Origin of the sequence: Streptomyces sp. NPDC005648, from assembly GCF_040605395.1 — a bacterium.
Taxonomy (GTDB): domain Bacteria; phylum Actinomycetota; class Actinomycetes; order Streptomycetales; family Streptomycetaceae; genus Streptomyces.
In genome coordinates this window covers 44,139-66,735 of the sequence record NZ_JBEXCS010000023.1, presented here as the reverse complement: position 1 = coordinate 66,735, position 22,597 = coordinate 44,139, and the positions used below count along the sequence as shown (strand labels likewise).

The following is a 22,597-nucleotide window of genomic DNA, read 5'->3' as shown; positions in this document are numbered from 1 at the left end:
GTCGACATGGACGCGGCTGACTTCAGCGACGTGCTGTACGAGGTCCGGCGGTTCGTCCGGGACCGAGTCGTGCCGCTCGAGGCGGAGATCGACGAGAAGGACGAGATGCCCGCGGACATCCGCGAGGCGGCGAAGAAGATGGGCCTGTTCGGCTTCGCGCTGCCCGAGGAGTACGGCGGCCTTGGGCTCTCGATGTACGAAGAGACCCAGCTGATGTTCGAACTCGGCTACACGACACCGTCGTTGCGCTCGATGTTCGGGACGAACAACGGCATCGCCGGGCACGTCCTGATGGTGGGCGGGACGGAGGACCAGAAGGTGAAGTGGCTGCCGAGGATCGCCTCGGGCGAGGTACTGGCGTCGTTCGCTCTCACCGAGCCTGACGCGGGCTCCGACCCCTCGACACTCACCACGAAGGCGTATCTCGACGGCGACGAGTGGGTGATAAACGGCGCCAAGCGGTACATCACCAACGCCCCGCTCGCCGACGTCTTCATGGTCTTCGCCCGCACCGACCCCGACGCCCCTCGCACCCGCGGCATCTCGACCTTCCTGGTCCCGGCCGGCACACCGGGCCTGACCGTGGCTCCCCGGGACCACAAGATGGGCCAGTTCGGCGCCTGGACCGCGGACGTGTTCTTCGACGACGTCCGCGTCCCGGCCACCGCGCTGGTCGGCGGCGAGTCCGGGCTCAACCGGGGCTTCTCCACCGCGATGGGCTGCATCGCGCACGGGCGGGTGCACATCTCCGCGCTGATGGTCGGCATGGCCGAGCGACTGGTCGACGAGTCGGTGGCGTACGCGAGCACCCGCCGGCAGTCCGGACAGCTCATCGGCTCCTTCCAGCTCGTCCAGGGCCTCATCGCCGACTCGCAGACCGACTACTACGCGGGCCGGGCCACCGTGCTGGAGGCCGCCCGCGCCTTCGACGCGGGTACCGACACCAAGATCGGCCCGTCCTGTGCGAAGTACTTCGCGAGCGAGATGGTGTGCCGGGTCGCCGACCGCGCGGTCCAGGTCCACGGCGGCGCGGGCTACATGCGCGGAGTCGCCGTCGAGCGCTTCTACCGCGACGCCCGGCTGTTCCGCATCTACGAGGGCACCAGCCAGATCCAGCAGGTCATCATCGCGAAGGCGCTCCTGGGGGAGGCGGCGCGCGGCTGAGCTCGTCCTCGCGGACTCGCGGTCACGCGGTCACGCGGTCACGCGGTCACGCGGATCGGGAGAGCCGTTCGCGCACCCACGCGGGATCGGGGTTGACGTGGGGCCGGCCGGCCACGACGACGGTCGGCACGGTCTCGTCGCCGTCGTTGACCGCCCGCACCGCCGCCGCGCCTTCGGGGTCGCGCCAGATGTCGACCCAGTGCGCCCGGCGGGCTCGGCGGCCCAACCGCATGCGCAGCCGGAGGCAGTACGGACAGCCCGGCCGCCAGAACACGATCGGCCGACCGTCGGCCGCGCTACGGCGTCGCGCCTCCGCAGCATCGATCGACCTGGGGAAGACCAGGGGCGAGTTCACCGCCGCGAGCAGCATGAACAGCAGCAGGATTACCGAGGCGGTGCCGACGTCTCCGTCGAGGAGCAGCGCGACCGCGAGTCCTGTGCCGCAGAGCAGGAACAGGATCGAGGGGAGCCAGACGCGCGTCATGAGCACGAAGGCTAGGCCACGCGCCGGAACATCCGACGGACGGGGTCACCGAGAGGGCCCCGGGGACGTCCGAAGCCCCGGGGCCCTCTCGACGGCTCGGTCGTCAGATGCCCAGCCGGTCCAGCAGCCGTTCGTGATAGACCGCCGGGCCGCCGAAGAGCAGCTGGGAGGACTTGGCCCGCCGGAAGTAGAGGTGGGCCGGGTGCTCCCAGGTGAAGCCGATGCCGCCGTGGACCTGGATGTTCTCCATGGCGGCGAACATGTACGCCTTGGAACAGCTCGCGTGCGCGACCGCCGAGGCGACCGGGAAGCCGGCGGAGCCCTCGGCGGCCAGCAGCGCGGCCTCTCGTGAGGCGGCCTCGGCGAGTTCGGTCTGGACCAACATGTCCGCGCACTTGTGCTTGACGGCCTGGAAGGAGCCGATGGGCCGGCCGAACTGGTGCCGGGTGCGGGCGTACTCCGCGCTCATCTCCAGGCACCGGCGCGCCCCGCCCGACTGCTCGGCGGCGAGCCCCACGGAGGCGATGTCAAGGACGTCGGCCATGATGCGCCCGCCCGCGCCTTCCGCGCCGAGAGCCATCGCGGGCACGGCGTCGAACGTGAGCCGGGCCATCGCCCTGGTGGCGTCCAGGGTCCGCATCGCCTCGGCCGTCACTCCGGGAGCCGTTCGGTCCACCGCGAAGAACGTGGGTCCGGCGACGGTGCGGGCGACGACGAGGATCAGGTCGGCCGTGGTGCCGTCGATGACGAAGGTCTTGTGGCCGCTTATCCTCCAGCCGCCTTCCCCGTCCGGGACCGCGCGGGCGGAGATCAGGGCGGGGTCCCAGGAGCCGGTCTCCTCCGTGACCGCGAGGGTGGCGGTGGTCAGCCCGGCGGCGATCCCGGGCAGATGGCGTGCGCAGGCCTCGCGGTCACCCGTGGCCAGCAGTGCCTGGACGGCAAGGACGACGGTGGCGAAGAAGGGGGAGCAGAACAGGGCGCGGCCCATCTCCTCCAGTACGACGCCGAGTTCGACCGGTCCGAAGCCGTCGCCGCCGTACTCCTCGGGGACTGCCAGGGCCGGCAGGCGCAGCTGTTCGGCGGCCTGCGCCCACACGTCCGGGTCGAAGCGGGGCTCGCTGTCGAGGAGTTTGCGTACGGCCTCCTCGGAGGACTTCGCTTCGAGGAACTCCCTGACGGACGTGCGGAGTTCTTGCAGTCCGCTCTCGTCGGCGCTCATGCGCGTGCCTCCTTGGGCAGACCGAGGACCCGCTCGGCGAGGATGTTCTTCATGATCTCCTCGGTGCCGCCGAGGATGCGCAACGCCGGTGTGGCCAGCAGGAGTTCGGACCAGGAGTACATGCCCCAGCGGCCGGTGTCGGCGATGATGCGCGGGCCGAGGCACTCGGACACGAAGTGGGCGGCGCGGGTGAGGTTCTGGCCGTACATCAGCTTGGCTACGGACCTCTCGGGGCCGGGGGCGATCCCCGCCCGAAGGGTGCGCTGGGCGCGGTCGTTGAGGTAGCCCGTGGCCATCGCGTCCACGAGGAGTTCGGCGAGGCGTCCGCGCAGGGCGCGGTCGTCCCAGGTCCAGGTGGCGCGCATGAGGGCCGAGAGGTGGTCCGGGGACAGAGCGGCGGCCACGGGGCCCGCGCCTTCGCTGCCGACCGTGTTGCGCTCGTTCATCAGGGTGGTCAGGGCGACCGTCCAGCCGCCGTCGACCTCACCGAGGCGGTGGTCGTCGGGGATGCGGACGTCGGTGAGGAAGACCTCGTTGAAGTCGGCGCCGCCGGTCATCTGACGCAGCGGGCGGACCTCGACGCCGGGGGCGTCCATGGGGACCAGGAAGGCGGTGATGCCGCGGTGCTTGGGCGCGTCGGGGTCGGTGCGGGTCAGCGCGAGGCCGATCTGGCTGTGCTGGGCGACCGACGTCCACACCTTCTGCCCGTTGAGCACCCAGTCCTCGCCCTCGCGGACGGCCCGGGTCGCCACGGCCGCCAGGTCGGATCCGGCGCCGGGTTCGCTGAACAGCTGGCAGGCGATGGCGTCGCCGCGGTACATCGCGGGCAACCAGCGTTCACGCAGGGCGGGTTGGGCGTGGGCGAGGATCGTCGGTCCGATCATGCCGAGGCCGACCACGCCGAGCACTCCGGTGTCCGGGACGTCGTACTCGGACTCGATGCTGTCGTAGAGCAGGTCGTGGACGGGGGTCAGGCCCCGGCCGCCGTACTCGGGCGGGCCGGTGATCCAGCCGAAGCCGTTCTCGTGGCGGGTTCGCTGCCACGCGCGCGCCCGCCGCACCTGCTCCGCCTCCTCCTCGGGCGGCAGACTGCTGAAGTACGCCATCGAATCGTCGCCCTCACCCCAGGTGACGGCGGCCCCGTCGACGGCCTTCGCCGCGTGGGCGTCGAGGAAGCGGCGCGCCTCGGCGGCGAAGTCCTGCATGTCGTCGGATGTCATCGCGTTCGCTCCGCTGTCAGGTCGACAGGATCGTCACCGCCGACGCGCCCGGCGCGCCGTACAGGTGGGTGTAGCCGACACGGGGAGTGCCGGGGATCTGCCGGTCCCCCGCCGTGCCGCGCAGTTGGACGACGATCTCGTGGATCTGCCGGAGACCGGAGGCACCGATGGGTTCGCCGTTGCCGAGCAGTCCGCCGTCGGTGTTGACGGGGAGCCGGCCGCCGATCGCGGTGGCGCCCTCGGCGATGAGGCGTTCCTGCTCGCCGTCCTTGCAGAGGCCGTTCTCCGCCATGTGGATGACCTCCGACCCGGCGTCGGTGTCCTGGAGCTGGGCGACGTCGACGTCCTCCGGGCCGATGCCCGCGCTTTCGTAGGCCGCCCGGGAGGCGTCCACCGTCGGGCTGTCGACGACCTCGCCGACCGGGAACGAGGGGCTCTGCACCTCGAAGGCGCCGAGTCTGCGGCTGCGCAACGCGGTGGCACGGACGCGTACCGGCTTCCCGGTGTACTTGTGGGCCTGGTCGGCGCGGCACAGCACGATCGCCGCGGCGCCCTCGTTCGGACCGCAGTACATGAACTGGCGCAGCGGGTAGTTGAGCACCGGGGAGGCCAGGACCTCCTCCGGGGTGAGGGGGGTGCGGCGCCAGGCCTTCTCGTTGGCGGCCGCGTTGCCGAAGTTCTTGGAGGCGACCCGGGCGAGCGTCTCGTGCGAGATGCCGTGCTCGTGCATATAGCGGTTGATCTTCATGCCGAAGAAGTGGGTGGTGAGGAAGAGGCCGGTCTGCCCGTACCAGGAGGGGATGCCGGCCACGGACGGGTCGGCGGCGAAGGCGCCGCGCGGGTGTTTGTCGAGGCCGATCGCGATGGTGAGGTCGTGTTCGCCGGTCTCGATGGCGCGGGCGGCCAGCGCGACGGCCGTACCGGCCGTGGCACAGCCGTTGAACACTCCGCGCAGCGGGAGGCCGGTCAGGCCGAGCCGTCCCACGATGGCGTCGGGGTTGGCGACCTCGTAGCTGCCGATGTAACCGCCCTGGATCTGCGGCCAGTCGACGCCCGCGTCGGCGAGGGCGAGGCGTACCGCGTCCGCGCCCATGTCCAGCGCCGGTTTCCCGGGGAAGCGCCCGAAGGGGTGGAGCCCCACTCCGATGATGACGGCCTCGGTCACGGTGTCTCCTCCTCAGCCGGGGTGAACGCGAACGTGACGACCTCGGTGCCGTCGTCGCGGACGGTGTAGGGCACGAGCGTCAGCCGCATGGGCTGACCGATGCGCAGCCTGTCCGGGTCGGGTTCGGTGAGCCGGGCCTCGACGAGCAGTTCGCCGGGGAGTTCGACGTAGCCGACCGCGTAGGGCTCGAAGGCCTCGGGTCCGTCGTACGGCGGTGACGGTGGGCGGAAGTCCTGGGTGGTGTACGTCCACAGGGTGCCGTGGTCGGCGAGCAGCCGCCGTTTGGACTCCGTGCTCGCACACTGGACACAGGTGGGGGCGGCCGGGAAGCTGACCAGGGCGCAGTCCGCGCATTCGGAGCCGATGAGCCGCAGCGGGTTGTCGTCCCCGGGCGGCCAGGTGAACAGGCCCTCGGCGACCGGGAGTTGTTCCGTACGAGTGCTCATCTCAGGCCCCGTTCCGGTTGCCGAGGGCGTCGGCGTTGGGTGCCGCCTTCGCCACCAGGTTCGGGACGACGGAGGACAGTTCCTCGGGGGTCCACCGGTTCTCGGAACCCACACCGGGGCCGTTGACCCAGCCCTCCAGCACGGTGATCCGGTTGCCGACGACGCCGAACACCCGGCCGGTCACCTCGCGCGACGCAGCCGAGCCCAGCCACACCACGAGCGGTGAGATGGCCTCGGGGGTGAGGTCCTGGCTCCGAGCGGCCCGCCGCATCATCTCGATGTCCTCGGTCAGCCGGGTCAACGCGGTGGGCGCGATGGCGTTCACGGTGACGCCGTAGCGGGCGAGTTCGGCGGCGGCGATGATCGTGAGGCTCGCGATGCCCGCCTTGGCCGACCCGTAGTTGGACTGTCCGGAGTTGCCGAAGACGCCGGACGGGGAGGTCGTGTTGATCACTCTGGCGTCGTTGGTGTGACCGGACTTGGCGCGCTCGCGCCAGTACGCGGCCGCGTGGTGCAGGGTGGCGAAACTGCCCTTGAGGTGGACGGCGAGCACGCCGTCCCAGTCCTGCTCGGTCATCGACACGATCATCCGGTCGCGCAGGATACCGGCGTTGTTCACCAGCACGTCGAGGCCGCCGTAGGTGTCCACGGCCTGCCGGACGAGGCGACCGGCGCCGTCCCAGGCGGAGATGTCGTCGGTGTTGGCCACGGCCTCACCACCGGCCGCGACGATCTCGTCCACCACGGTCTGCGCGGGTCCGGACGAGGCGCCGGCGCCGTCCCGCCCGCCTCCCAGGTCGTTGACCACGACCTTCGCTCCGTGCGCGGCGAACGCCAGGGCGTGTGCCCGGCCGATGCCGTTGCCGGCTCCGGTGACGACCACGACACGGCCGTCGACCACTCCTTCGGACATCCTCAACTCCTCGATGACAGCGACTGGTCGGTCAGACGTGGGCTTGGGCCTCGGCGAGCAGCACGCGCGGGTCGTCGCTGCCGCAGGCGCACCGCCCGGCGACGACCCGGCCCGCCATGCCGAGCGGGGTCCGGGGCAGGGCCGACGTGCGCTGCTCGCCGGCCGCCACGAACAACTCCCCGTCCTGCTCGCCGACGCGCCACTCGGCCGCGTTGACGTGCGCGCCGCCGCGCTCGGGACACTCCAGCGCGAGGGCCGGCCCGACGGCCGAGAAGAGGTGGGCGGCCACACCGACCGCCCGCAGCATCGGTACGGCGGCGGGCCGGGCCAGCACGACCGACGTGGACCGGAACATCTCGCCGATGTCCGCGGAGCCGGCCAGTCCCTCCACGGTTTCGGCGGACAGCCCGATCACCGCCTGGGGCCGCAGTTCGCGGTGGAAGACCGCGGTACGGCGGTGGTCCCAGCCCATCGCCTCGGCGATGCCGTACGTCACCTTCAGCGTCCGCAGCGCGTCGATGACCGCGTGTCCCCAGAAGCCCTCGAAGCCGGACGCGGTCAGCAGCGCCCGCTGCCCGGCGGCGAGGCCGTGCTCCCGCAGACGTGCGGTGACCCATGCGGTGTCCCGGGCGAGTTCGGCCCAGGTCAGTTCCGTCTCCCGGATGCCGTCGGCGGCGGGGAAGCGCACCAGGTAGGCGAGTGCGGGGCGATCGAGTTCCCCGGCCCGGGCCAGGGTGTCGGCGCGGGCCATCAGCTCTTCACCACCCGCGGGAACTTGGCGACGCTGGTCATGGTCTTCAACAGATCCTCCTCGGTGCGCATCTCCAGCACCGGCTTGACTCCGGTCCGGGTCCGCACGGCCTCGGCCAGCCGGCCGGCCAGGGCGTCGACATCGCCGGTGAGCGCGGGGTCGTAGCCGACGCGCAGGCGCAGTTCGTCGACCTCGCGGCGGTCCCGGACGATCTGGAACACCCCGGCCACCGTCTCCGGTTGGTCCTCCACGGCCTGCCAGATGTCCCGCAGCACCACGGACCGCCCCTGGACCAGCGTCTCGTCGCCGCGCCGTCCGGCCACCCACATCCGGGCATGTGTACGGCCGCAGCCGCAGGTGTCACGGGAGAGGCGGACGAGGTCCTCGCTGCGGTAACGGATCAGCGGGGCGGCCCGGTTGTCCAGGTCGGTGGCGACCAGCTCGCCGAGGTCGCCGTCGGGGACGTCGCGCCAGCCGTCCTGCGTCACCTCCACGCACTCCGCGAAGACGGTGTCCTCCCAGAGGTGGAAGCCGTCGTGCTCGCGGCACTCCCAGGCGGTGCCGGTGTCGGCGGCGCTGGTGTACTCGTAGACGTCGATGCCCCAGTCGTCGTGGATCCGCCGGCGCATCTTCCGGCTCAGCGGCTGCCCGGCACAGGAGGCGCCCTTGAGGGAGGAGAACGCCTCCCTCAGGTCCGTCTTCTCGGCCAGGTGCTCCAGCTCCACCATCTGCGGATACATCATCTGCAGATAGGCGGGCCGGTAGGTGCGCAGCGCCTCGACGACCTCGTGCATCTTCCCCATCCAGGTGTCGACCTCGATCACCACGGCGCCCAGCGCCTGGTAGCCGGGGTCCATCAGGTTGCGGAAGGTGCCGGGCGGACTCAGCACCCGGTCGCCGGGCCTGAGGCCGAGTTCCCACAGGTCGCGCACCTGCGCGGTGACCAGGGGCGGGGCGTCCTGCCAGATCTCGGCGAAGAACTCCGGGTCGCCGGTGGTGCCCGAGCTGGACGACACGGAGGTCAGCTCCTCGGTCGGGACACAGAGAAGGCCGCCGAAGGGGTCGCCGGTGCGGGCCCGGTGGGCGCGCACCATGTCCTTGGTGATGAACGGGACGCGCGCCCGGAAGTCCTCCAGCGACCGGATGTCGGCGGGACGGACCCCGTGCTCGTCCCAGAGTTCGCGGTAGAAGCCCGAGTTGGCGTAGGCGTACTCGACCAGCTCCAGGATGCGTTCCTCCTGCCGCGCCCGCAGTTCCTCGCGGGGCATGGTCTCCACCTGGGGCTCGAAGTACCTGTCAGCGGTGTCCCTGTCACCGGCCATGGCGCCTCCTTGCGGCTCAGTGCCCAGATCTTCCAGCTATCAGCGCAATCAGTCAACTATTTCTACGGATTGAAGTCGAGGACCGGCACCGCCTTCCCTTCCGCCTCCGATACAACTAAAATCGCTAACTGATTGCATCCATTGACTCAAAGGGGTGTCATGTCGAAGATCTGGGTCAACTCGGGCGACTCCCATGTGATGGAACCCGCCGACGTGTGGACCGAGAGGCTGCCGGCCCGGCTCGGCGCCCGGGCTCCGCGCAGTGAGCGCGGCGAGAAGTACGAGATGCTCTACATCGACGGCGAGCGCATCGACCGCCAGCTCGGCGACTTCATGGACGCCATGCGCCCGCCGGGTGCCTGGGATCTGCCGGTCCGGCTCAAGGACCTCGACCAGGAGGGCGTGTGGTCCCAACTCGCCTTCCCCTCCATGGGGTTCTGGCTGGTGTCGATCACTGATCGCGAGCTCGCCCGGGAGACCGTACGAGCCTGGAACGACTGGGCGTACGAGGAGATCCTCAGCAAGAACAAGCGGGTGATCACCACCGCCTGTGTCTCGACGGCCGACATCGGCGACGCGGTCGCGGAGCTGGAGCGGGCGGCCGAGCTCGGCTTCAAGGCGGTCTTCCTGCCCTGCTCGACCCGGGAGGGCGAGGAGTACGCCCTCGACCGCTGGGAACCGCTGTGGACCGCGGCCGAGCGGGCGGGCATGGTGCTCGGCTTCCATATCGGCACCGGCGGACAGAACGTCGTCTTCCGCGGTCCCGGCGGCGCGGTCGTGAACTACATGGAGACGACCTACCCGGGCATGCGCGTGGTGTCCCACCTGGTCGCGGGCGGTGCCCTCGACCGTCACCCGGACCTGAGGATCCTCATCGCGGAGGGCGGCGCGGGCTGGGTGCCGGCCATCGGCGACCGGATGGACGAGGCCTACCGCCAGCACGGCATGTTCGTCCGCCCGAAGCTGAGCCGGCTGCCCAGCGAGATCATCCGGCAGCAGGTGTACGCGTCGTTCCAGCACGACAAGAGCTCGGTGGAGATCGTCGAGGCGACCGGCTACCGCAACGTGATGTGGGGCGACGACTACCCCCATCTGGAGGGCACCTACGGCCACACCCAGGCCACGCTGCACGACCTGTTCGACGGCGTGCCGGACGACATCCGGGACCGCGTCACACGCGGCACCTTCAACGAGCTGTTCAAGCTGCCCGAGCAGACCCCCCGGGAAGCGGCCGTCTGAGCGGGCACACCACCGTGACCACTCCCCCGTACGCCTCGAATCCCCCGTATCCCTCGTATCCCGAGGATCTGGAGCGGCCCGGGCTCGTCAGGACCGGACGGTCGACCTTCATCCGGCCGATCCGGCCCGAGGACGCCGACCGGCTCGTCGCCTTCGTCGGCAGCCTGTCCCGGGCCACTTTGGCCTACCGCTCCCTCGGACCGGTGGTCCGCGTCCGCGACGACGTCATCCGGCGCGGCGCGCACGTGGACTACCTCGACGAACTGGCACTCGTCGCCCTGGCCGGCGAGGAGATAGCCGGCCTGGTCCGCTACGTCCGCGACCCCGAGGAGCCGGAGCACGCGGAGGTCACCTTCACCATCCGGGACGACCACCAGAGCGAGGGGCTGGGCCGGCTGCTCCTGGAGCACATCGCGGCCGCGGCCCGCACCCGGGGCATCCGGGTGCTGGAGGCCGACGTCCTCGCCGACAACACCCGGATGATCAATGTGTTCCTCGGCTCCGGCTACCGGGTGGAGGCCGGCCCGCCCGGCCAGATCATCCACTTCGAGATCGCCGTCGACCCGCAGGCCCAGGCCCTGGCCCGGGCGGAACGCCGTGAGCACACAGCCGTACGGCGCTCCCTGAAGCCCCTGCTGGAACCGCGGTCGGTCGCCGTGATCGGCGCCAACCGCAGCCCCCTGACCATCGGCCACGAGATCGTGGCCAACCTGCTGCGGGGCGGCTTCGGCGGCAGTGTGTTCCCGGTCAACCCGCGGGCGCGCGAGATCGCCGGGGTCCGGGCGTACCCCGGCGTGCGGGATCTCCCCGAGCCACCGGACCTGGCGCTGGTGGCCGTGCGTGCCGAGGCGGTTCCCGCTGCCGTACGGGAGTGTGCCGAGGCGGGGGCCAAGGCGGTGGTCGTCGTCTCGACGGGCTTCGGCGAGACGGGAGCCGAAGGGCGCTCGACCGAGCTGGAACTCGCGCGCTTCGCCCGCGCGTCCGGGATGCGGCTGGTGGGCCCGAACTGCATGGGCGTACTCAACACGACCCCCGCGGCACGGCTGGCCGCGACGTTCTCCCCCGCCCTGCCGAAGCCCGGCCGGGTGGCCATGTCCAGCCAGTCCGGGCCGCTGGGGCTCGCGGTCCTCGACTTCGCCAGGCGGCTGCGGCTCGGCTTCTCCGGCTTCGTGTCGGTGGGCCATGCCGTGGACGTGTCCACCGACGAGTTGCTCCAGTGGTGGGAGGAGGACCCGGCGACCTCGGTGATCCTGCTGCATGTGGAGACGTTCGGCGATCCGCGCCGGTTCGCCCGCGTCGCCCGCCGTGTCGCACCGCGCAAGCCGATCGTCGCGGTCCACCCGGGCCAGGCGGACGCGGCGGTGAGTTCGCTGTTCGCCCAGTCGGGGGTGATCCGCACCAGCGGCCTTCAGGAGCTGTTCGACGTCGCCCTGCTGCTGGCCCACCAGCCTCCGCCGCCCGGCAACCGGATCGCCGTCGTCACCAACGCGGGCGGTCCCGCGGCGCTCACCGTGGGTGCCTGCGCGGCGAGCGGCCTGTGCGTGCCCGCCCTCGGTGAGCGCACCCGGGACCGGCTCCGTCCGGCGCTCGCGCCCCACGCGGACGTCGCCAACCCGATCGACCTGACCCCCATGGCCACCGCCGAGCACTACCGGCAGGCACTGGAGGCGGCGCTGGCCGACGACGGCATCGACGCGGCGATCGTCCTGTTCATGCCGCCGCTGGCGGACAAGCCGGACGAGGTGGCGTCGGCGATCCTCGACGCGGCCGCGGGGGCGCCCACGAAACCGGTCGTGACGAGCTTCCTGGGCGGGGCGGGCGTCGCCGATCTGCTGCACCGGGGCGAACTCGTCGTCCCGACCTACGCCTTCCCCGAAGCCGCGGCCACCTCGCTCGGTCACGCGGCCGCCTACCAGTCCTGGCGCAGTACCCCCGCGGGGGTCGTACCGGACCTGGCGGGAATCGACACCGAGCGCGCGCGCTCACTGGTCCTCGGGCGTGCACCCGGCCCGCTTCCGGACGAGGTCACCGCCGAGCTGCTGGCCTCGTACGGCATCACCGTCCGGGACACCCCGAGGGGCGACGGCCCGGACGCGTTCCTCGCCGTCGGCGCCGACCCGGTCTTCGGTCCGGTGGTCTCCTTCGGCCTCACCGGGGACTACGCCGACCTCATGGCGGACCTCGCGCACCGCGTCACACCGCTCAGCGACCGCGACGCGCGGGAGATGGTCCGCTCGCTGCGGGCGGCCCCGCTGCTGGACGGCCGGGCGGGCGGCCGGGGTGTCGACCTGGCGGCGCTGGAGGAGACCATCCTGCGGATCTCGGCCATGGTCGAGGACCTCGCGGAGATCGAGGCGCTGGACCTGCGCCCGGTGCGGCTGCTGCCGCCCGGCGAAGGGATCTCCGTCGCGCGAGCGACGATCCGGCTGACGGACGACACGACGACAGGAGGCGGTCCGGCGTGAAGGTGGGCGTCTACTTCGACCTGCGCAACCCGCCGCCCTGGCGGCAGAGCTGGTCACGGCTGTACGGCTTCGCCCTGGAGATGTGCGAGGAGGCGGACCGGCTCGGTCTGGACTCGGTCTGGTTCTCCGAACACCACGGCTTCGAGGACGGCTACCTCCCCCAGCCGCTCACCATGGCGGCGGCCGCCGCGGCCCGCACCCGCAGGGTGCGCCTGGGCACCGCGGTCATCCCCGCACCGTTGCACGCGGCCCCCGAACTCGCCGAACAGGCGGCGATCGTGGACATCATCAGCGACGGCCGCCTGGACCTCGGCCTCGGCACCGGTTACCGGGTGCCCGAGTACCGTCTGTTCGGCGCCGACCTCGCCAAGCGGTACACCACGACCGACCAGCGCGTACGCGAGATCCGCGGCCTGTGGGCCGAATCCCTGGTCACCCCCGGCCCCGTCCAGGACCCGCTGCCGATCTGGCTCGGCTACCAGGGCCCGCAGGGCGCCCGGCGGGCCGGCCGGCTCGGCACGGGGCTGCTGTCCCTGAATCCCGCCCTGCTGGAGCCGTACCGGGAGGGCCTCGCCGAGAGCGGGTACGACGCCTCGGTGGCCCGGATGCAGGGTTCGTTCACCACGTTCGTCACCGAGGACCCCGAGGGGGACTGGCCGGTGGTGCGCAGACACCTGGCATACCAGTGGGACAGCTACCGCCGGTACATGGTGGAGGGGACGGACCGGCCCGCACCGCGCCCCATCGACCCGGAGAAGTGGCGGGAGACCGGGCTGAGCGCGAGCGGCGTCGGACAGTTCCTGTACGGCACCCCGCAGGAGACCGCCGAGGCCGTCACGGCGTACGTGGCAGGGTTGCCGGTGGAAGGGGTGTTCCTGTGGGCCTCGCTGGCCGGGATGCCCGAGGAGATGGTGGCCCGCCAGGTCCAGCTCATCGCCGGGAAGCTGCGTCCGCTGCTCGCGGACGTGTGACAGGAGGAACGGATGGGGAACACGACGGGGACCTGGGCGGGCGCGGACTTCCAGGAGCCGCCCCGCAGCCCCGGCGGGGTGGCGCTGTGCGGAGCGTGCCGCGGTTCCGGTTCCTGCCGGCTGGGCGTGCGTCGGGAGCGTCTCGACGACGACGGGGTGGCGTGGTTCGAACTGGCCTGTCCGCGCGACCAGGAGGGCGGCCCCGATGTGGCGCACGGCGGCTGGACGGCGGCCGTGCTGGACGACTGCCTCGGCCATCTCCCGCTGCTGCACCGGGTGTTGAGCGTGACGGCGGAACTGAGCGTGAGCTTCGTCAAGCCGGTGCCGGTGCAGCGGCCGCTGGAGGTCAGGGCCTGGGTGGAGCGGCGCGAGGGCTCACGCTGGTACATCAGGGGCGAGATGGTGCTGCTGCCGACGCGGGCCGTGCTGGCCCGGGCCTCCGGGATCTGGGTGACCCGGGACCGGGGCCACTTCGCACGGCACGAGAAGTGGCTGGCCGAGCAGGACGGCGGCAGCGGGGACGGCCGGGGCCGCCCGGACGGCCGAGGTCAGTAGGAGCGCAGTCCCATGCTGCGGGCGATGCCGTTGCGCTGGATCTGGCTGGTCCCCCCGGAGATGGTGGCCACGATCGACTCCCGGTAGCGGAAGCTCATCACGCTCTCCGTCGAGAATCCGTGTCCCGCGCAGACCTGCATCCCCAGCCGGGCGGCCGCCACGTACGTCTCCGAACCCTTCAGCTTCGCCATCGACCCCTCTCGGGTGCACGGCTTGCCCTGGGCGAGCAGCCAGGCGGCTCGGTGGGCGAGCAGTCGGGCGGAGTCGATCTCGGTCTGCAGGTCGGCCATGGCGTGGGCGAGCGCCTGGAAGTTGCCGATCGGCCGGCCGAAGGCGTGCCGGGTGCGCGCGTACTCCAGCATCTCGTCGAGGGTGGCCTGCGCGGCGCCCAGATAGCCGCCGCTGATGATCACCTTCTCCAGTTCGATGTTGGAGAGCATGACCTTCCAGCCGTCGTCGCGCGGTCCGACGAGGTTCTCCTTGGGGACCGCGGCGTGGTTGAAGAAGACCTCGTTGGTGCCCAGGATGTGCCGGGCGAGCGTCGGTGTCCGGCGCACCTCGACGCCCGGCGTCGCCGGGTCGACGAGCAGCAGGCTGATGCCGCCGTGCTTCGGCTCGCGCGGCCCCGTGCGCACGTAGGTCGCGATGGTCGTGTCGGGGAGCCCGGCACCCGTGCACCACGCCTTCTGCCCGCGCACGACGAAGTGGTCCCCGTGGTCCTCGGCGGTGGTGCGCAGCGCCGCCGCGTCGGAACCGCTGTCCGGCTCGCTGAGGCCGACCGCGAGCCGATGGCGGCCCGTCATGACCTGCTCGCGGATGAAGTCGCGCTGCGCCTCGCTGCCCCACCGGAACACGGTGATCCCCGGAATGAGCACGCCGATGTAGCACATGGCGACGTCGAAGCTGGCCCGCCCCAGCTCCTCGGCGATCAGGACGAGCTCGAGCGGCCCGCCGCCGTCGCCGCCCTCCTCCTCGCTGAACGGGAGCGAGAACCACCCCAGGTCGGCCATGCCGCGGAACAGCTCGGGCGGCACCACACCCTTCTCGTCCCACTCCTTGGCCTTCTCGGCCGGGCACACGTCGGCCACGAACTGCCGTGCCGTCGCGCGCAACAGGTCCTGCTCGTCGGTCAGCCCGAAGTCCACGGCCACTCCTCGCCACCAGTCGCCTATTTATCTATCTAATTATTCTATGTTAGCTGATAGAGGGGAGCGGGGCGGGGCGGTCGGGTGAGTGTTTTCGGGGGACGGCCGGAGCCGGAACCGGCCCACACGAAAAGGGCCCCCGCAGGCTCTCGCCTGCGAAGACCCTTCGCACCGTCGGGACGACAGGATTTGAACCTGCGACCCCTTGACCCCCAGTCAAGTGCGCTACCAAGCTGCGCCACGTCCCGGTGCCGTCTGACCTGGGGGTTTCCCCTGGCCGGACGTGCAGGGAAACAATACCGCACTCGGCTCCGTGGTCGCGCACGGCTTTTCAGTCCGCGGGCGGAAGCCCCAGCCCGGGGTAGGCCTCCAGGAGCCGCGGCGGGGCCGCCTGGCGCCAGGAGTCGGCGAGGATGGCGCGCAGTTCGCCCTCGTCCTCGATCGCGGCGAGCCGGGCCCGGACCCAGGCGAACTGTGCCTCGTGGCCGGCGATCCAGAACTTCTCCGGCTCGGCCAGCACCAGCTCGTCCCGCTCCTCCTTGGGACAGCGCACGGCGATGGAGGTCTCGTCCTCGGGCAGCGTCGCGAACATCTTCCCCGCGACCCGGAACGTGGGCATGTTCCAGGCGACCTTCTCCGTCGTGTCCGGCAGGGCAAGGGCGATTCGGCGTACGTCTTCGGCATCCGGCATGACAGGCACCGTAGCCGTCGTCACTGACAATCACCTGGTGGGAGTGCCCGTGCTCACATGCTTGCAGTACAGGGTCGTCGGCCGCAGCACCCCCGCCGGATCCGCCGCGTGGTCGGGGATCGAGGCCCAGGCCGCGCGCGTCCCGGTGCGCCATCAGCGGGCGGTTTCCCGCAGCTCGGCCAACACCGGGCGGATCAGCGGATGCCCCTCCGCCCCTCTGCGTACCGCCGCGAACACCCGCCGCGTCGGGGCGGCCCCGTCGACCGGCCGTACGACCACGCCCGTGAGGTCCGTGCCGCTCAGCGCCGACCGCGGTACGAGCGCCACGCCCGCGTCGGCCGAGGCGAGGGCGACGACCGCGCGGAAGTCGTCCGAGGAGTGTTCGAGGCGGGGCTGGAATCCGGCGCCCTCGCAGGCCAGGACGACCACGTCGTGGCAGGGGTTGCCCGGGTAGGGCCCGATCCAGACGTCCTTGGCCAGCTCGGCGAGCGGGATCACGGACGCCTCGGCCAGCCGGTGACGCACGGGCACGACCGCGTCGAACGGCTCCGCGTACAGCGGTACATGGGCCAGCCGCGGATCGTCGGCCGACGGGGCCCCGCGGTACTCGACGGCCACCGCCACATCCACCTGCCGGTCCAGGACCATCGGCAGGCTGGCGTCGCCCTCCGCGTCCAGGACGCGGAGGCGGATGCCCGGCGCCGACTCGGCGAGGCGGGCCACCGCGGGGGCCACGACCTGGGCGATACCGGTCGCGAAGGAGGCGACGATCACCGTGCCGGCGGCGCCCGAGCTGTACGCGGCGAGCTCGGCCTCGGCCCGCTCCAGCTGGGCGAGGACGGCGTTGGTGTGGCCGAGCAGGATCTCGCCGGCGGGGGTGAGACGTACACCCTTCGCACTGCGCTCGACCAGACGGTGGCCGGTCTCCTGCTCCAGGGCGGTGAGCTGCTGGGAGACCGCGGACGGGGTGAGATACAGCGCGGCGGCAGCCGCCGTCACCGTGCGGTGGTCGGCCACCGCACGGAGGATGTGGAGCCGCCGCGCCTCGATCATGGGATCGATTGTCTCAAATGCCCATGGGCCTCGACGCCCCCGCGCCCGCTCAGACCCGCTCGGCCTCCAGTGCCGTGCGCGCGGCCACGAAGGCGTCGACCGCCCGGTTCACATCGTCCGTGGAGTGCGCCGCGGACAGCTGCACACGGATACGCGCCTGCCCCTGCGGCACCACCGGATAGGAGAAACCGATCACATACACGCCCCGCTCCAGCAGCAGCTCCGCGAGCCGGCCCGCCTTCGCCGCGTCGCCGATCATCACGGGCGCGATGGCATGCTCGCCGGGGAGGACCTCGAAGCCCTCCTCGGTCATACGGCGGCGGAACAGGGCGGTGTTCGACGCGAGCCGTTCGCGCAGATCCCCCGCCGACTCCAGCAGGTCGAGGACCTTCAGGGAGGCCGCCGCGATCACCGGGGCGAGGGTGTTGGAGAAGAGGTAGGGGCGCGAGCGCTGGCGCAGCAGGGCGACGATCTCGGCGCGGGCCGCCACATAGCCGCCCGACGCGCCGCCGAGGGCCTTGCCGAGGGTGCCGGTGATGATGTCGACGCGGTCCATGACGCCGTGCAGTTCGGGGGTGCCCCGGCCGCCGGGGCCGACGAAGCCGACGGCGTGGGAGTCGTCGACCATGACCATGGCGTCGTAGCGGTCGGCGAGGTCGCAGATCTCGCGGAGCGGGGCCAGGTAACCGTCCATCGAGAACACGCCGTCGGTCACGACCAGCTTGCGTCGCGCGCCCGCGGCCTCCTTCAACTGCCGTTCCAGATCGGCCATGTCGCGGTTGGCGTAGCGCAGGCGGCGGGCCTTGGAGAGGCGGATGCCGTCGATGATCGAGGCGTGGTTGAGGGCGTCGGAGATCACCGCGTCCTCGGGGCCCAACAGGGTTTCGAAGACACCGCCGTTGGCGTCGAAGCAGGAGGAGTAGAGGATCGTGTCCTCCTGACCGAGGAAGCCGGCGAGGCGTGCCTCCAGCTCCTTGTGCACCTCCTGCGTCCCGCAGATGAAGCGCACGGACGCCATGCCGTAGCCCCAGCGGTCCAGCGCCTCATGGGCGGCCGCGATCACCTCGGGGTGGTCGGCGAGGCCGAGGTAGTTGTTGGCGCAGAAGTTGAGGACCTCGCCGGGCCGACCGCCGGAGGAGACGTGCACGGTCGCGGACTGCGGGGTGTCCAGGACGCGTTCGGGCTTGTGCAGACCGGCGGCGCGGATCTCGTCGAGGGTGGCACGGAGGTCGTCGCGCACGGAGTCGAACATGAGGGGGCTCCTAAAATGCCTTCGCCGTAAGGGGGTTACGCGGTCCAGTCGAGGATGACCTTGCCGCCACGGCCGCTCGCCGCGTCGGCGAAGGCCGCCTCGAAGTCGCGGTAGCCGTAGCGGCCGGTGATGACGGGCGACAGGTCGAGCCCGCCCTCCAGCAGCACCGACATCGCGTACCAGGTCTCGAACATCTCACGGCCGTAGATGCCCTTGACGGTGATCATCGAGGTGACGATCCGGGCCCAGTCGACCGCGAACTCCTGGGCGGGCAGGCCCAGCATGGCGATACGGCCGCCATGGGTCATGTTGGCGATCATGTCCCGCATGGCCTCGGGCCGTCCGGACATCTCCAGGCCGATGTCGAAGCCCTCACGCAGCCCCAACTCCCGCTGTCCGTCGGCGATCCGGGCCCGCGACACGTTCAGCGCGAGGCTCACACCGATCTTGCGGGCCAGCTCCAGCCGTTCCTCGCTGACGTCGGTGACGACGACGTTGCGGGCACCGGCGTGGCGGGCGACCGCGGCCGCCATCAGTCCGATCGGGCCGGCGCCCGTGATCAGCACGTCCTCGCCGACCAGCGGGAAGGACAGCGCGGTGTGCACGGCGTTCCCGAAGGGGTCGAAGATCGCGGCGACATCGAGGTCCACCGGGACGCGGTGCACCCACACGTTGGCGGCGGGCAGGGCGACGTACTGCGCGAAGGCCCCGTCGCGTCCGACGCCGAGCCCGACCGTGGCCCGGCACAGGTGACGCCGCCCGGCGAGGCAGTTGCGGCACTTTCCGCAGACCAGGTGGCCCTCGCCGCTGACCCGGTCGCCGACGGCGATGTCGGTGACGTCCCGCCCGGTCCCGACGACCTCGCCCACGAACTCGTGTCCCACGACCAGCGGGGTACGGATGGCCTGCCGGGCCCAGCCGTCCCAGGACCGGATGTGCAGATCGGTGCCGCAGATACCGGTGCGCAGCACCTCGATCAGTACGTCGCCGGGGCCGACGGCGGGCTCCGGGACGTCCGCGAGCCACAGCCCGGGCTCCGCCTTCTCCTTGACCAGCGCCTTCAACGCTACGGCTCCTGTGGGTGAGGTCCCGGCCGCGGGCAGACCGAGCAGGCCCGCGGCCGGGGAGGGGGTGGGTGCGTCCAGCAATCTGCCGTACGGCCCGGCCCCCGTCCATCGAGGTTTTCTTAACCCGCGCCTCAGCTCCGCTTCACGCCCGCACCGAGGTCGGCCGGGGAGGACATGGGGATGATGGGCACACCGACGGACACGAACGGAGCACGTCATGCAGGAGTTCCTGGTCGAGATCACCACCACCGTCCCCGAGGGCACCACGCAGGAAGAGGTGGACCGGCGGCGGGCCGCCGAGGCCGTCCGCGCCGCGGAGCTGGCCGCGACCGGCCATCTGGCGCGGCTGTGGCGCCCGGTGGGCGAGGTGCGCAGCATCGGGGTGTGGCGGGCCGCGGACGAGGAGGAGCTGCACCAGAAGGTGCTCGGCACGCTGCCCCTGCGCCCTTGGATGACGCTGACGGTCACCCCGCTGGAGCCCCACCCCAACGACCCGGGCCGGGTCGACACCACCCGATGAACCCCCTCCTCCCCGCCCCTCCTCCCCTTCCCCTGATGCCGGCGCCCTGCTTCCGGCCGCCCTCCTGGTGCGCTCCGGGCCGCTGCCGCCGCGGTGCCGCGGATCGGATGCCCGCGCCACATGGTCGTAGTACGACACACGGAACCCGGAAGACGGCGAGAATCGAACGACACGGGCGCTCTCGCCCCGCACCACTCGTCCGACTGACGTGGAGCCGCACATGACCACCGCACGGGACCTCGCGATCGTCGCCCTCGAGGTGGCGGCCCGCCAACCGCTGGAGCAGGGCGACCTGTCGCTCTCGCTGGCGGCGGCCGAGGTGTTCGACCTCGTCACGGCCGGGGCGCTGGTCCTGGACGGCGACCGCATCCTGCCCAGCGCCCAGTCCCCCACCGGCGACCGCCTGCTGGACGAGGCCGCGGCGGCTCTCGTACGACGGGAGCCGTACGAGTCGGTCGAGGACTGGCTGTGGCGCCGGGGCCGCGGGCTGTCCTCGACCTACGTCGACGACCTGGAGCGGATCGGGCTGACCACCCGGCCGAAGGGCCGCCGGATTCCCCTCCTGACCGGGCGCACGGTGCTGGTGGAGTCGGCGGCCCGCAGCGCGGCCGAGGAGCGCTGGACCGCACACGAGCCGATCCTCGCCGCGCTCGCCGCGGCCGCCGGGATCGCCGACGAACGGGCCGAGGACACCGAGGAGTCGACGGGTGACACGGCCACGACCGTGCTCGCCGCCCTCGGGGACGCGGTGATGGAACTGGAGGCGGTACGACAGCGCAAGGCGATCGAGGACGCCGCGTTCGACAACGTCTGGCGGGGCTACTAGGAGCCGGCGCCCGGAAGGGCCACCTCCGGCCGTGCCGAGCAGCCGCGTCCCTCGGTCAGCGGGGTTCTCGCCGTCACAGCAGCGGGAGACCGTCGGCCACGCGGCGCTCCAGCCGGGCCACCAGCTCCGCCGCCGAGGCCTTGATGGTCTCCAGGCCGGGCTTCCCCCAGGACCGCGGCTCCACGTCGGCCACACACACCGTGCCGAGCGCCATCCCGGTGCTGTCGATGAGCGGCGCGCCCAGATAGGACCGGATGCCGAAGTCGTCGACGACCGCGTTGCCCGCGAACCGCGGGTAGTCGCGGACGTCCTCCAGCACCAGGGCCTTCCGCCGGACCACCACATGGGGGCAGAACCCATGGTCCCGGGCGAGCTCACGGCCCAGCACCGGCGCGGTGCCGTCGGGTTTCACCACGGTGGCCGGAAGCACGTCCGGCAGATGCAGACCCGCGAAGAACTGCCGGTTCTCGTCGATGAAGTTGACCATGGCGTACGGCGCCCGGGTCTGCTCGGCGAGACGGTCCGCGTAGGCGTCCAGGTCGGGGTCGGGGCCTTCGCCCAGGTGCATTTCACCGAGGCGACGGGCGCGCGCGGGGGCCTCCTTGTCGTCCGGGGTGAGCAGCAGACGACCACCGGCCGGGCGCGACGGGTCGTACCTCATGGGCGGGCTCCGTCACTGTGGACGCAGGGCATATACGGGCTCCAGGGCGGGTGGTGTCAGGGGGTCACATGTGGGCGCCGTGGCTCGGCGCATGCGCCGGGGCGTGGGCGATGAGATGCCGGACGAGGGTGAGCAGGGTCTGGACACCGGAGCTGGAGATCCGGGCGTCGCAGCGCACCACCGGGATCTCCGGCGAGAGGTCGATGGCGGCGCGGACCTCCTCGGGGTCGTAGCGGTAGGAGCCGTCGAACTCGTTGATGGCGACGATGAACCCGAGGCCCCGCTGCTCGAAGAAGTCGACGGCCGCGAAGCACTCCTCCAGACGCCGGGTGTCGGCGAGGATGACCGCGCCGAGGGCGCCCTCGGAGAGCTCGTCCCACATGAACCAGAACCGCTCCTGGCCGGGCGTGCCGAACAGGTAGAGCACATGTTCCGGGTCGAGGGTGATCCGGCCGAAGTCCATGGCCACCGTCGTCTCGACCTTGTTCTCGATCCCGTCGAGAGAGTCGGTCGCGGCGCTGACCGTGGTGAGCAGCTCCTCCGTGCTGAGCGGCGCGATCTCGCTGACCGCGCCCACGAAGGTCGTCTTGCCGACTCCGAACCCTCCCGCGACCAGGATCTTCAGCGCGGTGGGGAAGGGGTCAGAGCTGTCGTCGTAGTCCATCGAGCACTGCCTCCAGAAGGGCCCGGTCAGTCGGGTTGTGGTGGAACTCGGGTGGCTTGGTGGTGAGCGCCCCGCAGTCGACGAGGTCCGACAGCAGCACCTTGGTGACCGCCGCCGGCAGCTTGAGATGGGCGGCGACCTCGGCGACCGAGACGGGCGCACGGCACAGGTCGAGCGCCTGCTGGTGCTCGGGGCCGAGGTAACCGAGGGGCGTGGCGCCGGTGGCCATCACATGCGACAGGAGGTCGAGGGCGATGGTCGGCCGGGTGCGGCCGTTGCTGACGGTGAAGGGGCGCACCAGCCGACCGGCCGCGTCGTCGAGCCAGGGCCCGTCGCCGGCCGTCGCCACGCTCAAGGCCTCATCGCCGTGGATTCGACGGCCTGCTGCCGGGGTGCGGTCGCCAGATAGGGGCGGACGCTCTTGACCAGCATCGCCATCTCGTAGCCCAGGACCGCCGCGTCGGCCTCCCGGCCGGCCAGCACGGCGAGACAGGTGCCGGAGCCCGCGGTGGTCACGAACAGCAGGGTCGAGTCGAGTTCGACGACGACCTGGCGGACCTCGCCGCCGTCGCCGAAGCGCACGCCGGCGCTGCGGCCGAGGGAGTACAGCCCGGAGGCCAGCGCCGCCATGTGGTCGGCGCTGTCCGCGTCGAGTCCGTGGACCGACTTCACGAGCCCGTCGCAGGACAGGAGTACCGCGCTGGTCGTGTGCGGTACGCGCTGCACGAGCCCGCTCATCAGCCAGTCGAGATCGGATACATGGCCGGTCGGCGCATCGCTCGCCATGGTGGATCGACTCCTTGG

The 22,597-nt window shown here is 71.6% G+C and carries 24 protein-coding genes and 1 tRNA gene; 7 read left to right on the top strand and 18 right to left on the bottom strand.

The genetic code is table 11. The features are described 5' to 3' along the window. Positions 1-6: 6 nt before the first annotated feature. Positions 7-1,164, top strand: a complete 1,158-nt coding sequence (locus ABZT17_RS16235) for an acyl-CoA dehydrogenase family protein (protein WP_356348986.1) — start codon at positions 7-9, stop codon at positions 1,162-1,164. A gap of 46 nt (positions 1,165-1,210) precedes the next feature. Here ABZT17_RS16235 and ABZT17_RS16230 read toward each other — a convergent pair whose 3' ends face one another. From ABZT17_RS16230 to ABZT17_RS16195, 8 genes are all read right to left on the bottom strand, one after another. Continuing rightward, positions 1,211-1,648 (bottom strand): glutaredoxin domain-containing protein, encoded by a 438-nt coding sequence (locus ABZT17_RS16230; protein WP_356348983.1) that lies wholly within the window; start codon positions 1,646-1,648, stop codon positions 1,211-1,213. Positions 1,649-1,751: 103 nt separating this feature from the next. Further along, a complete protein-coding gene (locus ABZT17_RS16225; RefSeq protein WP_356348980.1) occupies positions 1,752-2,867 on the bottom strand; it encodes an acyl-CoA dehydrogenase family protein in 1,116 nt (371 codons plus the stop codon). Next, entirely contained in the window at positions 2,864-4,087 is a 1,224-nt protein-coding gene (locus ABZT17_RS16220; RefSeq protein ID WP_356348978.1) for an acyl-CoA dehydrogenase family protein, read from the bottom strand. The genes ABZT17_RS16225 and ABZT17_RS16220 overlap by 4 nt, the downstream gene beginning before the upstream one ends. Before the next feature lie 16 nt (positions 4,088-4,103). Continuing rightward, positions 4,104-5,252, bottom strand: a complete 1,149-nt coding sequence (locus ABZT17_RS16215) for a thiolase family protein (protein ID WP_356348976.1) — start codon at positions 5,250-5,252, stop codon at positions 4,104-4,106. After that, on the bottom strand, positions 5,249-5,698 hold the full coding sequence (locus ABZT17_RS16210) for an OB-fold domain-containing protein (RefSeq protein ID WP_356348973.1): 450 nt from the start codon (positions 5,696-5,698) through the stop codon (positions 5,249-5,251). Before ABZT17_RS16210 ends, ABZT17_RS16215 begins: the two co-directional genes overlap by 4 nt. A gap of 1 nt (position 5,699) precedes the next feature. Further along, a complete protein-coding gene (locus tag ABZT17_RS16205; RefSeq protein ID WP_356348971.1) occupies positions 5,700-6,611 on the bottom strand; it encodes an SDR family oxidoreductase in 912 nt (303 codons plus the stop codon). A gap of 31 nt (positions 6,612-6,642) precedes the next feature. Beyond that, complete coding sequence (locus tag ABZT17_RS16200) at positions 6,643-7,362, bottom strand: hypothetical protein (RefSeq protein ID WP_356348969.1); 720 nt, start codon at positions 7,360-7,362, stop codon at positions 6,643-6,645. Continuing rightward, on the bottom strand, positions 7,362-8,684 hold the full coding sequence (locus tag ABZT17_RS16195) for a phenylacetate--CoA ligase family protein (RefSeq protein WP_356348967.1): 1,323 nt from the start codon (positions 8,682-8,684) through the stop codon (positions 7,362-7,364). The genes ABZT17_RS16200 and ABZT17_RS16195 overlap by 1 nt, the downstream gene beginning before the upstream one ends. Before the next feature lie 159 nt (positions 8,685-8,843). Here ABZT17_RS16195 and ABZT17_RS16190 point away from each other — a divergent pair, with 159 nt between their 5' ends. The 4 genes from ABZT17_RS16190 to ABZT17_RS16175 are packed head-to-tail and all read left to right on the top strand — an operon-like array spanning position 8,844 to position 13,914. Next, positions 8,844-9,923, top strand: a complete 1,080-nt coding sequence (locus ABZT17_RS16190; RefSeq protein ID WP_356348962.1) for an amidohydrolase family protein — start codon at positions 8,844-8,846, stop codon at positions 9,921-9,923. Positions 9,924-9,937: 14 nt separating this feature from the next. Beyond that, positions 9,938-12,388 (top strand): GNAT family N-acetyltransferase, encoded by a 2,451-nt coding sequence (locus ABZT17_RS16185; RefSeq protein ID WP_356348960.1) that lies wholly within the window; start codon positions 9,938-9,940, stop codon positions 12,386-12,388. After that, entirely contained in the window at positions 12,385-13,359 is a 975-nt protein-coding gene (locus ABZT17_RS16180) for an LLM class flavin-dependent oxidoreductase (RefSeq protein WP_356348958.1), read from the top strand. Before ABZT17_RS16185 ends, ABZT17_RS16180 begins: the two co-directional genes overlap by 4 nt. Positions 13,360-13,371: 12 nt before the next feature. Continuing rightward, the gene (locus ABZT17_RS16175; RefSeq protein WP_356348956.1) at positions 13,372-13,914 is read left to right on the top strand and encodes a PaaI family thioesterase; all 543 of its coding nucleotides are present in this window, start codon (positions 13,372-13,374) and stop codon (positions 13,912-13,914) included. Here the strand turns inward: ABZT17_RS16175 and ABZT17_RS16170 are convergent. The 6 genes from ABZT17_RS16170 to tdh all read right to left on the bottom strand — a co-directional run bounded on the left by ABZT17_RS16170 (position 13,908) and on the right by tdh (position 19,119). Further along, positions 13,908-15,059 carry an acyl-CoA dehydrogenase family protein gene (locus ABZT17_RS16170; RefSeq protein ID WP_356348954.1) on the bottom strand — a complete coding sequence of 384 codons (1,152 nt, stop codon included), beginning with the start codon at positions 15,057-15,059 and terminating at the stop codon, positions 13,908-13,910. The genes ABZT17_RS16175 and ABZT17_RS16170 overlap by 7 nt on opposite strands. Positions 15,060-15,233: 174 nt before the next feature. Further along, positions 15,234-15,307 (bottom strand) — tRNA-Pro (locus ABZT17_RS16165). Positions 15,308-15,390: 83 nt separating this feature from the next. Continuing rightward, positions 15,391-15,750: an MmcQ/YjbR family DNA-binding protein gene (locus tag ABZT17_RS16160; RefSeq protein ID WP_356348952.1), complete on the bottom strand. Its 360-nt coding sequence runs from the start codon at positions 15,748-15,750 to the stop codon at positions 15,391-15,393. Between the two features lie 153 nt (positions 15,751-15,903). Then, positions 15,904-16,803, bottom strand: coding sequence for a LysR substrate-binding domain-containing protein (locus ABZT17_RS16155; RefSeq protein ID WP_356348950.1), 900 nt, complete (start codon positions 16,801-16,803; stop codon positions 15,904-15,906). Between the two features lie 49 nt (positions 16,804-16,852). Then, positions 16,853-18,055, bottom strand: coding sequence for a glycine C-acetyltransferase (locus ABZT17_RS16150; protein ID WP_356348948.1), 1,203 nt, complete (start codon positions 18,053-18,055; stop codon positions 16,853-16,855). 35 nt (positions 18,056-18,090) lie between these two features. Further along, positions 18,091-19,119, bottom strand: a complete 1,029-nt coding sequence (gene tdh / locus ABZT17_RS16145) for an L-threonine 3-dehydrogenase (RefSeq protein ID WP_356349084.1) — start codon at positions 19,117-19,119, stop codon at positions 18,091-18,093. A gap of 220 nt (positions 19,120-19,339) precedes the next feature. Here tdh and ABZT17_RS16140 point away from each other — a divergent pair, with 220 nt between their 5' ends. Together ABZT17_RS16140 and ABZT17_RS16135 are read left to right on the top strand one after the other, a co-directional pair. After that, positions 19,340-19,642: a muconolactone Delta-isomerase family protein gene (locus ABZT17_RS16140; protein ID WP_356348946.1), complete on the top strand. Its 303-nt coding sequence runs from the start codon at positions 19,340-19,342 to the stop codon at positions 19,640-19,642. Positions 19,643-19,862: 220 nt separating this feature from the next. Next, positions 19,863-20,468, top strand: coding sequence for a GPP34 family phosphoprotein (locus ABZT17_RS16135; RefSeq protein ID WP_356348944.1), 606 nt, complete (start codon positions 19,863-19,865; stop codon positions 20,466-20,468). Between the two features lie 73 nt (positions 20,469-20,541). Here ABZT17_RS16135 and ABZT17_RS16130 read toward each other — a convergent pair whose 3' ends face one another. The 4 genes from ABZT17_RS16130 to ABZT17_RS16115 all read right to left on the bottom strand — a co-directional run bounded on the left by ABZT17_RS16130 (position 20,542) and on the right by ABZT17_RS16115 (position 22,579). Further along, complete coding sequence (locus ABZT17_RS16130; protein WP_356348942.1) at positions 20,542-21,129, bottom strand: GAF domain-containing protein; 588 nt, start codon at positions 21,127-21,129, stop codon at positions 20,542-20,544. A gap of 64 nt (positions 21,130-21,193) precedes the next feature. Then, the gene (locus tag ABZT17_RS16125; RefSeq protein ID WP_356348940.1) at positions 21,194-21,793 is read right to left on the bottom strand and encodes an ATP/GTP-binding protein; all 600 of its coding nucleotides are present in this window, start codon (positions 21,791-21,793) and stop codon (positions 21,194-21,196) included. Then, on the bottom strand, positions 21,771-22,142 hold the full coding sequence (locus ABZT17_RS16120) for a DUF742 domain-containing protein (RefSeq protein ID WP_356348937.1): 372 nt from the start codon (positions 22,140-22,142) through the stop codon (positions 21,771-21,773). The genes ABZT17_RS16125 and ABZT17_RS16120 overlap by 23 nt, the downstream gene beginning before the upstream one ends. Positions 22,143-22,144: 2 nt before the next feature. Continuing rightward, on the bottom strand, positions 22,145-22,579 hold the full coding sequence (locus ABZT17_RS16115) for a roadblock/LC7 domain-containing protein (protein ID WP_356348935.1): 435 nt from the start codon (positions 22,577-22,579) through the stop codon (positions 22,145-22,147). Between the last annotated feature and the right edge of the window lie 18 nt (positions 22,580-22,597).

Bases quoted from the DNA above. Each gene is read 5' to 3' on its own strand.
- ABZT17_RS16235 (WP_356348986.1), top strand. From the start codon at position 7: ATGGACGCGGCTGACTTCAGCGACGTGCTGTACGAGGTCCGGCGGTTC.
- ABZT17_RS16230 (WP_356348983.1), bottom strand. From the start codon at position 1,648: ATGACGCGCGTCTGGCTCCCCTCGATCCTGTTCCTGCTCTGCGGCACA.
- ABZT17_RS16225 (WP_356348980.1), bottom strand. From the start codon at position 2,867: ATGAGCGCCGACGAGAGCGGACTGCAAGAACTCCGCACGTCCGTCAGG.
- ABZT17_RS16220 (WP_356348978.1), bottom strand. From the start codon at position 4,087: ATGACATCCGACGACATGCAGGACTTCGCCGCCGAGGCGCGCCGCTTC.
- ABZT17_RS16210 (WP_356348973.1), bottom strand. From the start codon at position 5,698: ATGAGCACTCGTACGGAACAACTCCCGGTCGCCGAGGGCCTGTTCACC.
- ABZT17_RS16205 (WP_356348971.1), bottom strand. From the start codon at position 6,611: ATGTCCGAAGGAGTGGTCGACGGCCGTGTCGTGGTCGTCACCGGAGCC.
- ABZT17_RS16200 (WP_356348969.1), bottom strand. From the start codon at position 7,362: ATGGCCCGCGCCGACACCCTGGCCCGGGCCGGGGAACTCGATCGCCCC.
- ABZT17_RS16195 (WP_356348967.1), bottom strand. From the start codon at position 8,684: ATGGCCGGTGACAGGGACACCGCTGACAGGTACTTCGAGCCCCAGGTG.
- ABZT17_RS16190 (WP_356348962.1), top strand. From the start codon at position 8,844: ATGTCGAAGATCTGGGTCAACTCGGGCGACTCCCATGTGATGGAACCC.
- ABZT17_RS16175 (WP_356348956.1), top strand. From the start codon at position 13,372: ATGGGGAACACGACGGGGACCTGGGCGGGCGCGGACTTCCAGGAGCCG.
- ABZT17_RS16160 (WP_356348952.1), bottom strand. From the start codon at position 15,750: ATGCCGGATGCCGAAGACGTACGCCGAATCGCCCTTGCCCTGCCGGAC.
- ABZT17_RS16155 (WP_356348950.1), bottom strand. From the start codon at position 16,803: ATGATCGAGGCGCGGCGGCTCCACATCCTCCGTGCGGTGGCCGACCAC.
- ABZT17_RS16150 (WP_356348948.1), bottom strand. From the start codon at position 18,055: ATGTTCGACTCCGTGCGCGACGACCTCCGTGCCACCCTCGACGAGATC.
- ABZT17_RS16140 (WP_356348946.1), top strand. From the start codon at position 19,340: ATGCAGGAGTTCCTGGTCGAGATCACCACCACCGTCCCCGAGGGCACC.
- ABZT17_RS16135 (WP_356348944.1), top strand. From the start codon at position 19,863: ATGACCACCGCACGGGACCTCGCGATCGTCGCCCTCGAGGTGGCGGCC.
- ABZT17_RS16130 (WP_356348942.1), bottom strand. From the start codon at position 21,129: ATGAGGTACGACCCGTCGCGCCCGGCCGGTGGTCGTCTGCTGCTCACC.
- ABZT17_RS16125 (WP_356348940.1), bottom strand. From the start codon at position 21,793: ATGGACTACGACGACAGCTCTGACCCCTTCCCCACCGCGCTGAAGATC.
- ABZT17_RS16115 (WP_356348935.1), bottom strand. From the start codon at position 22,579: ATGGCGAGCGATGCGCCGACCGGCCATGTATCCGATCTCGACTGGCTG.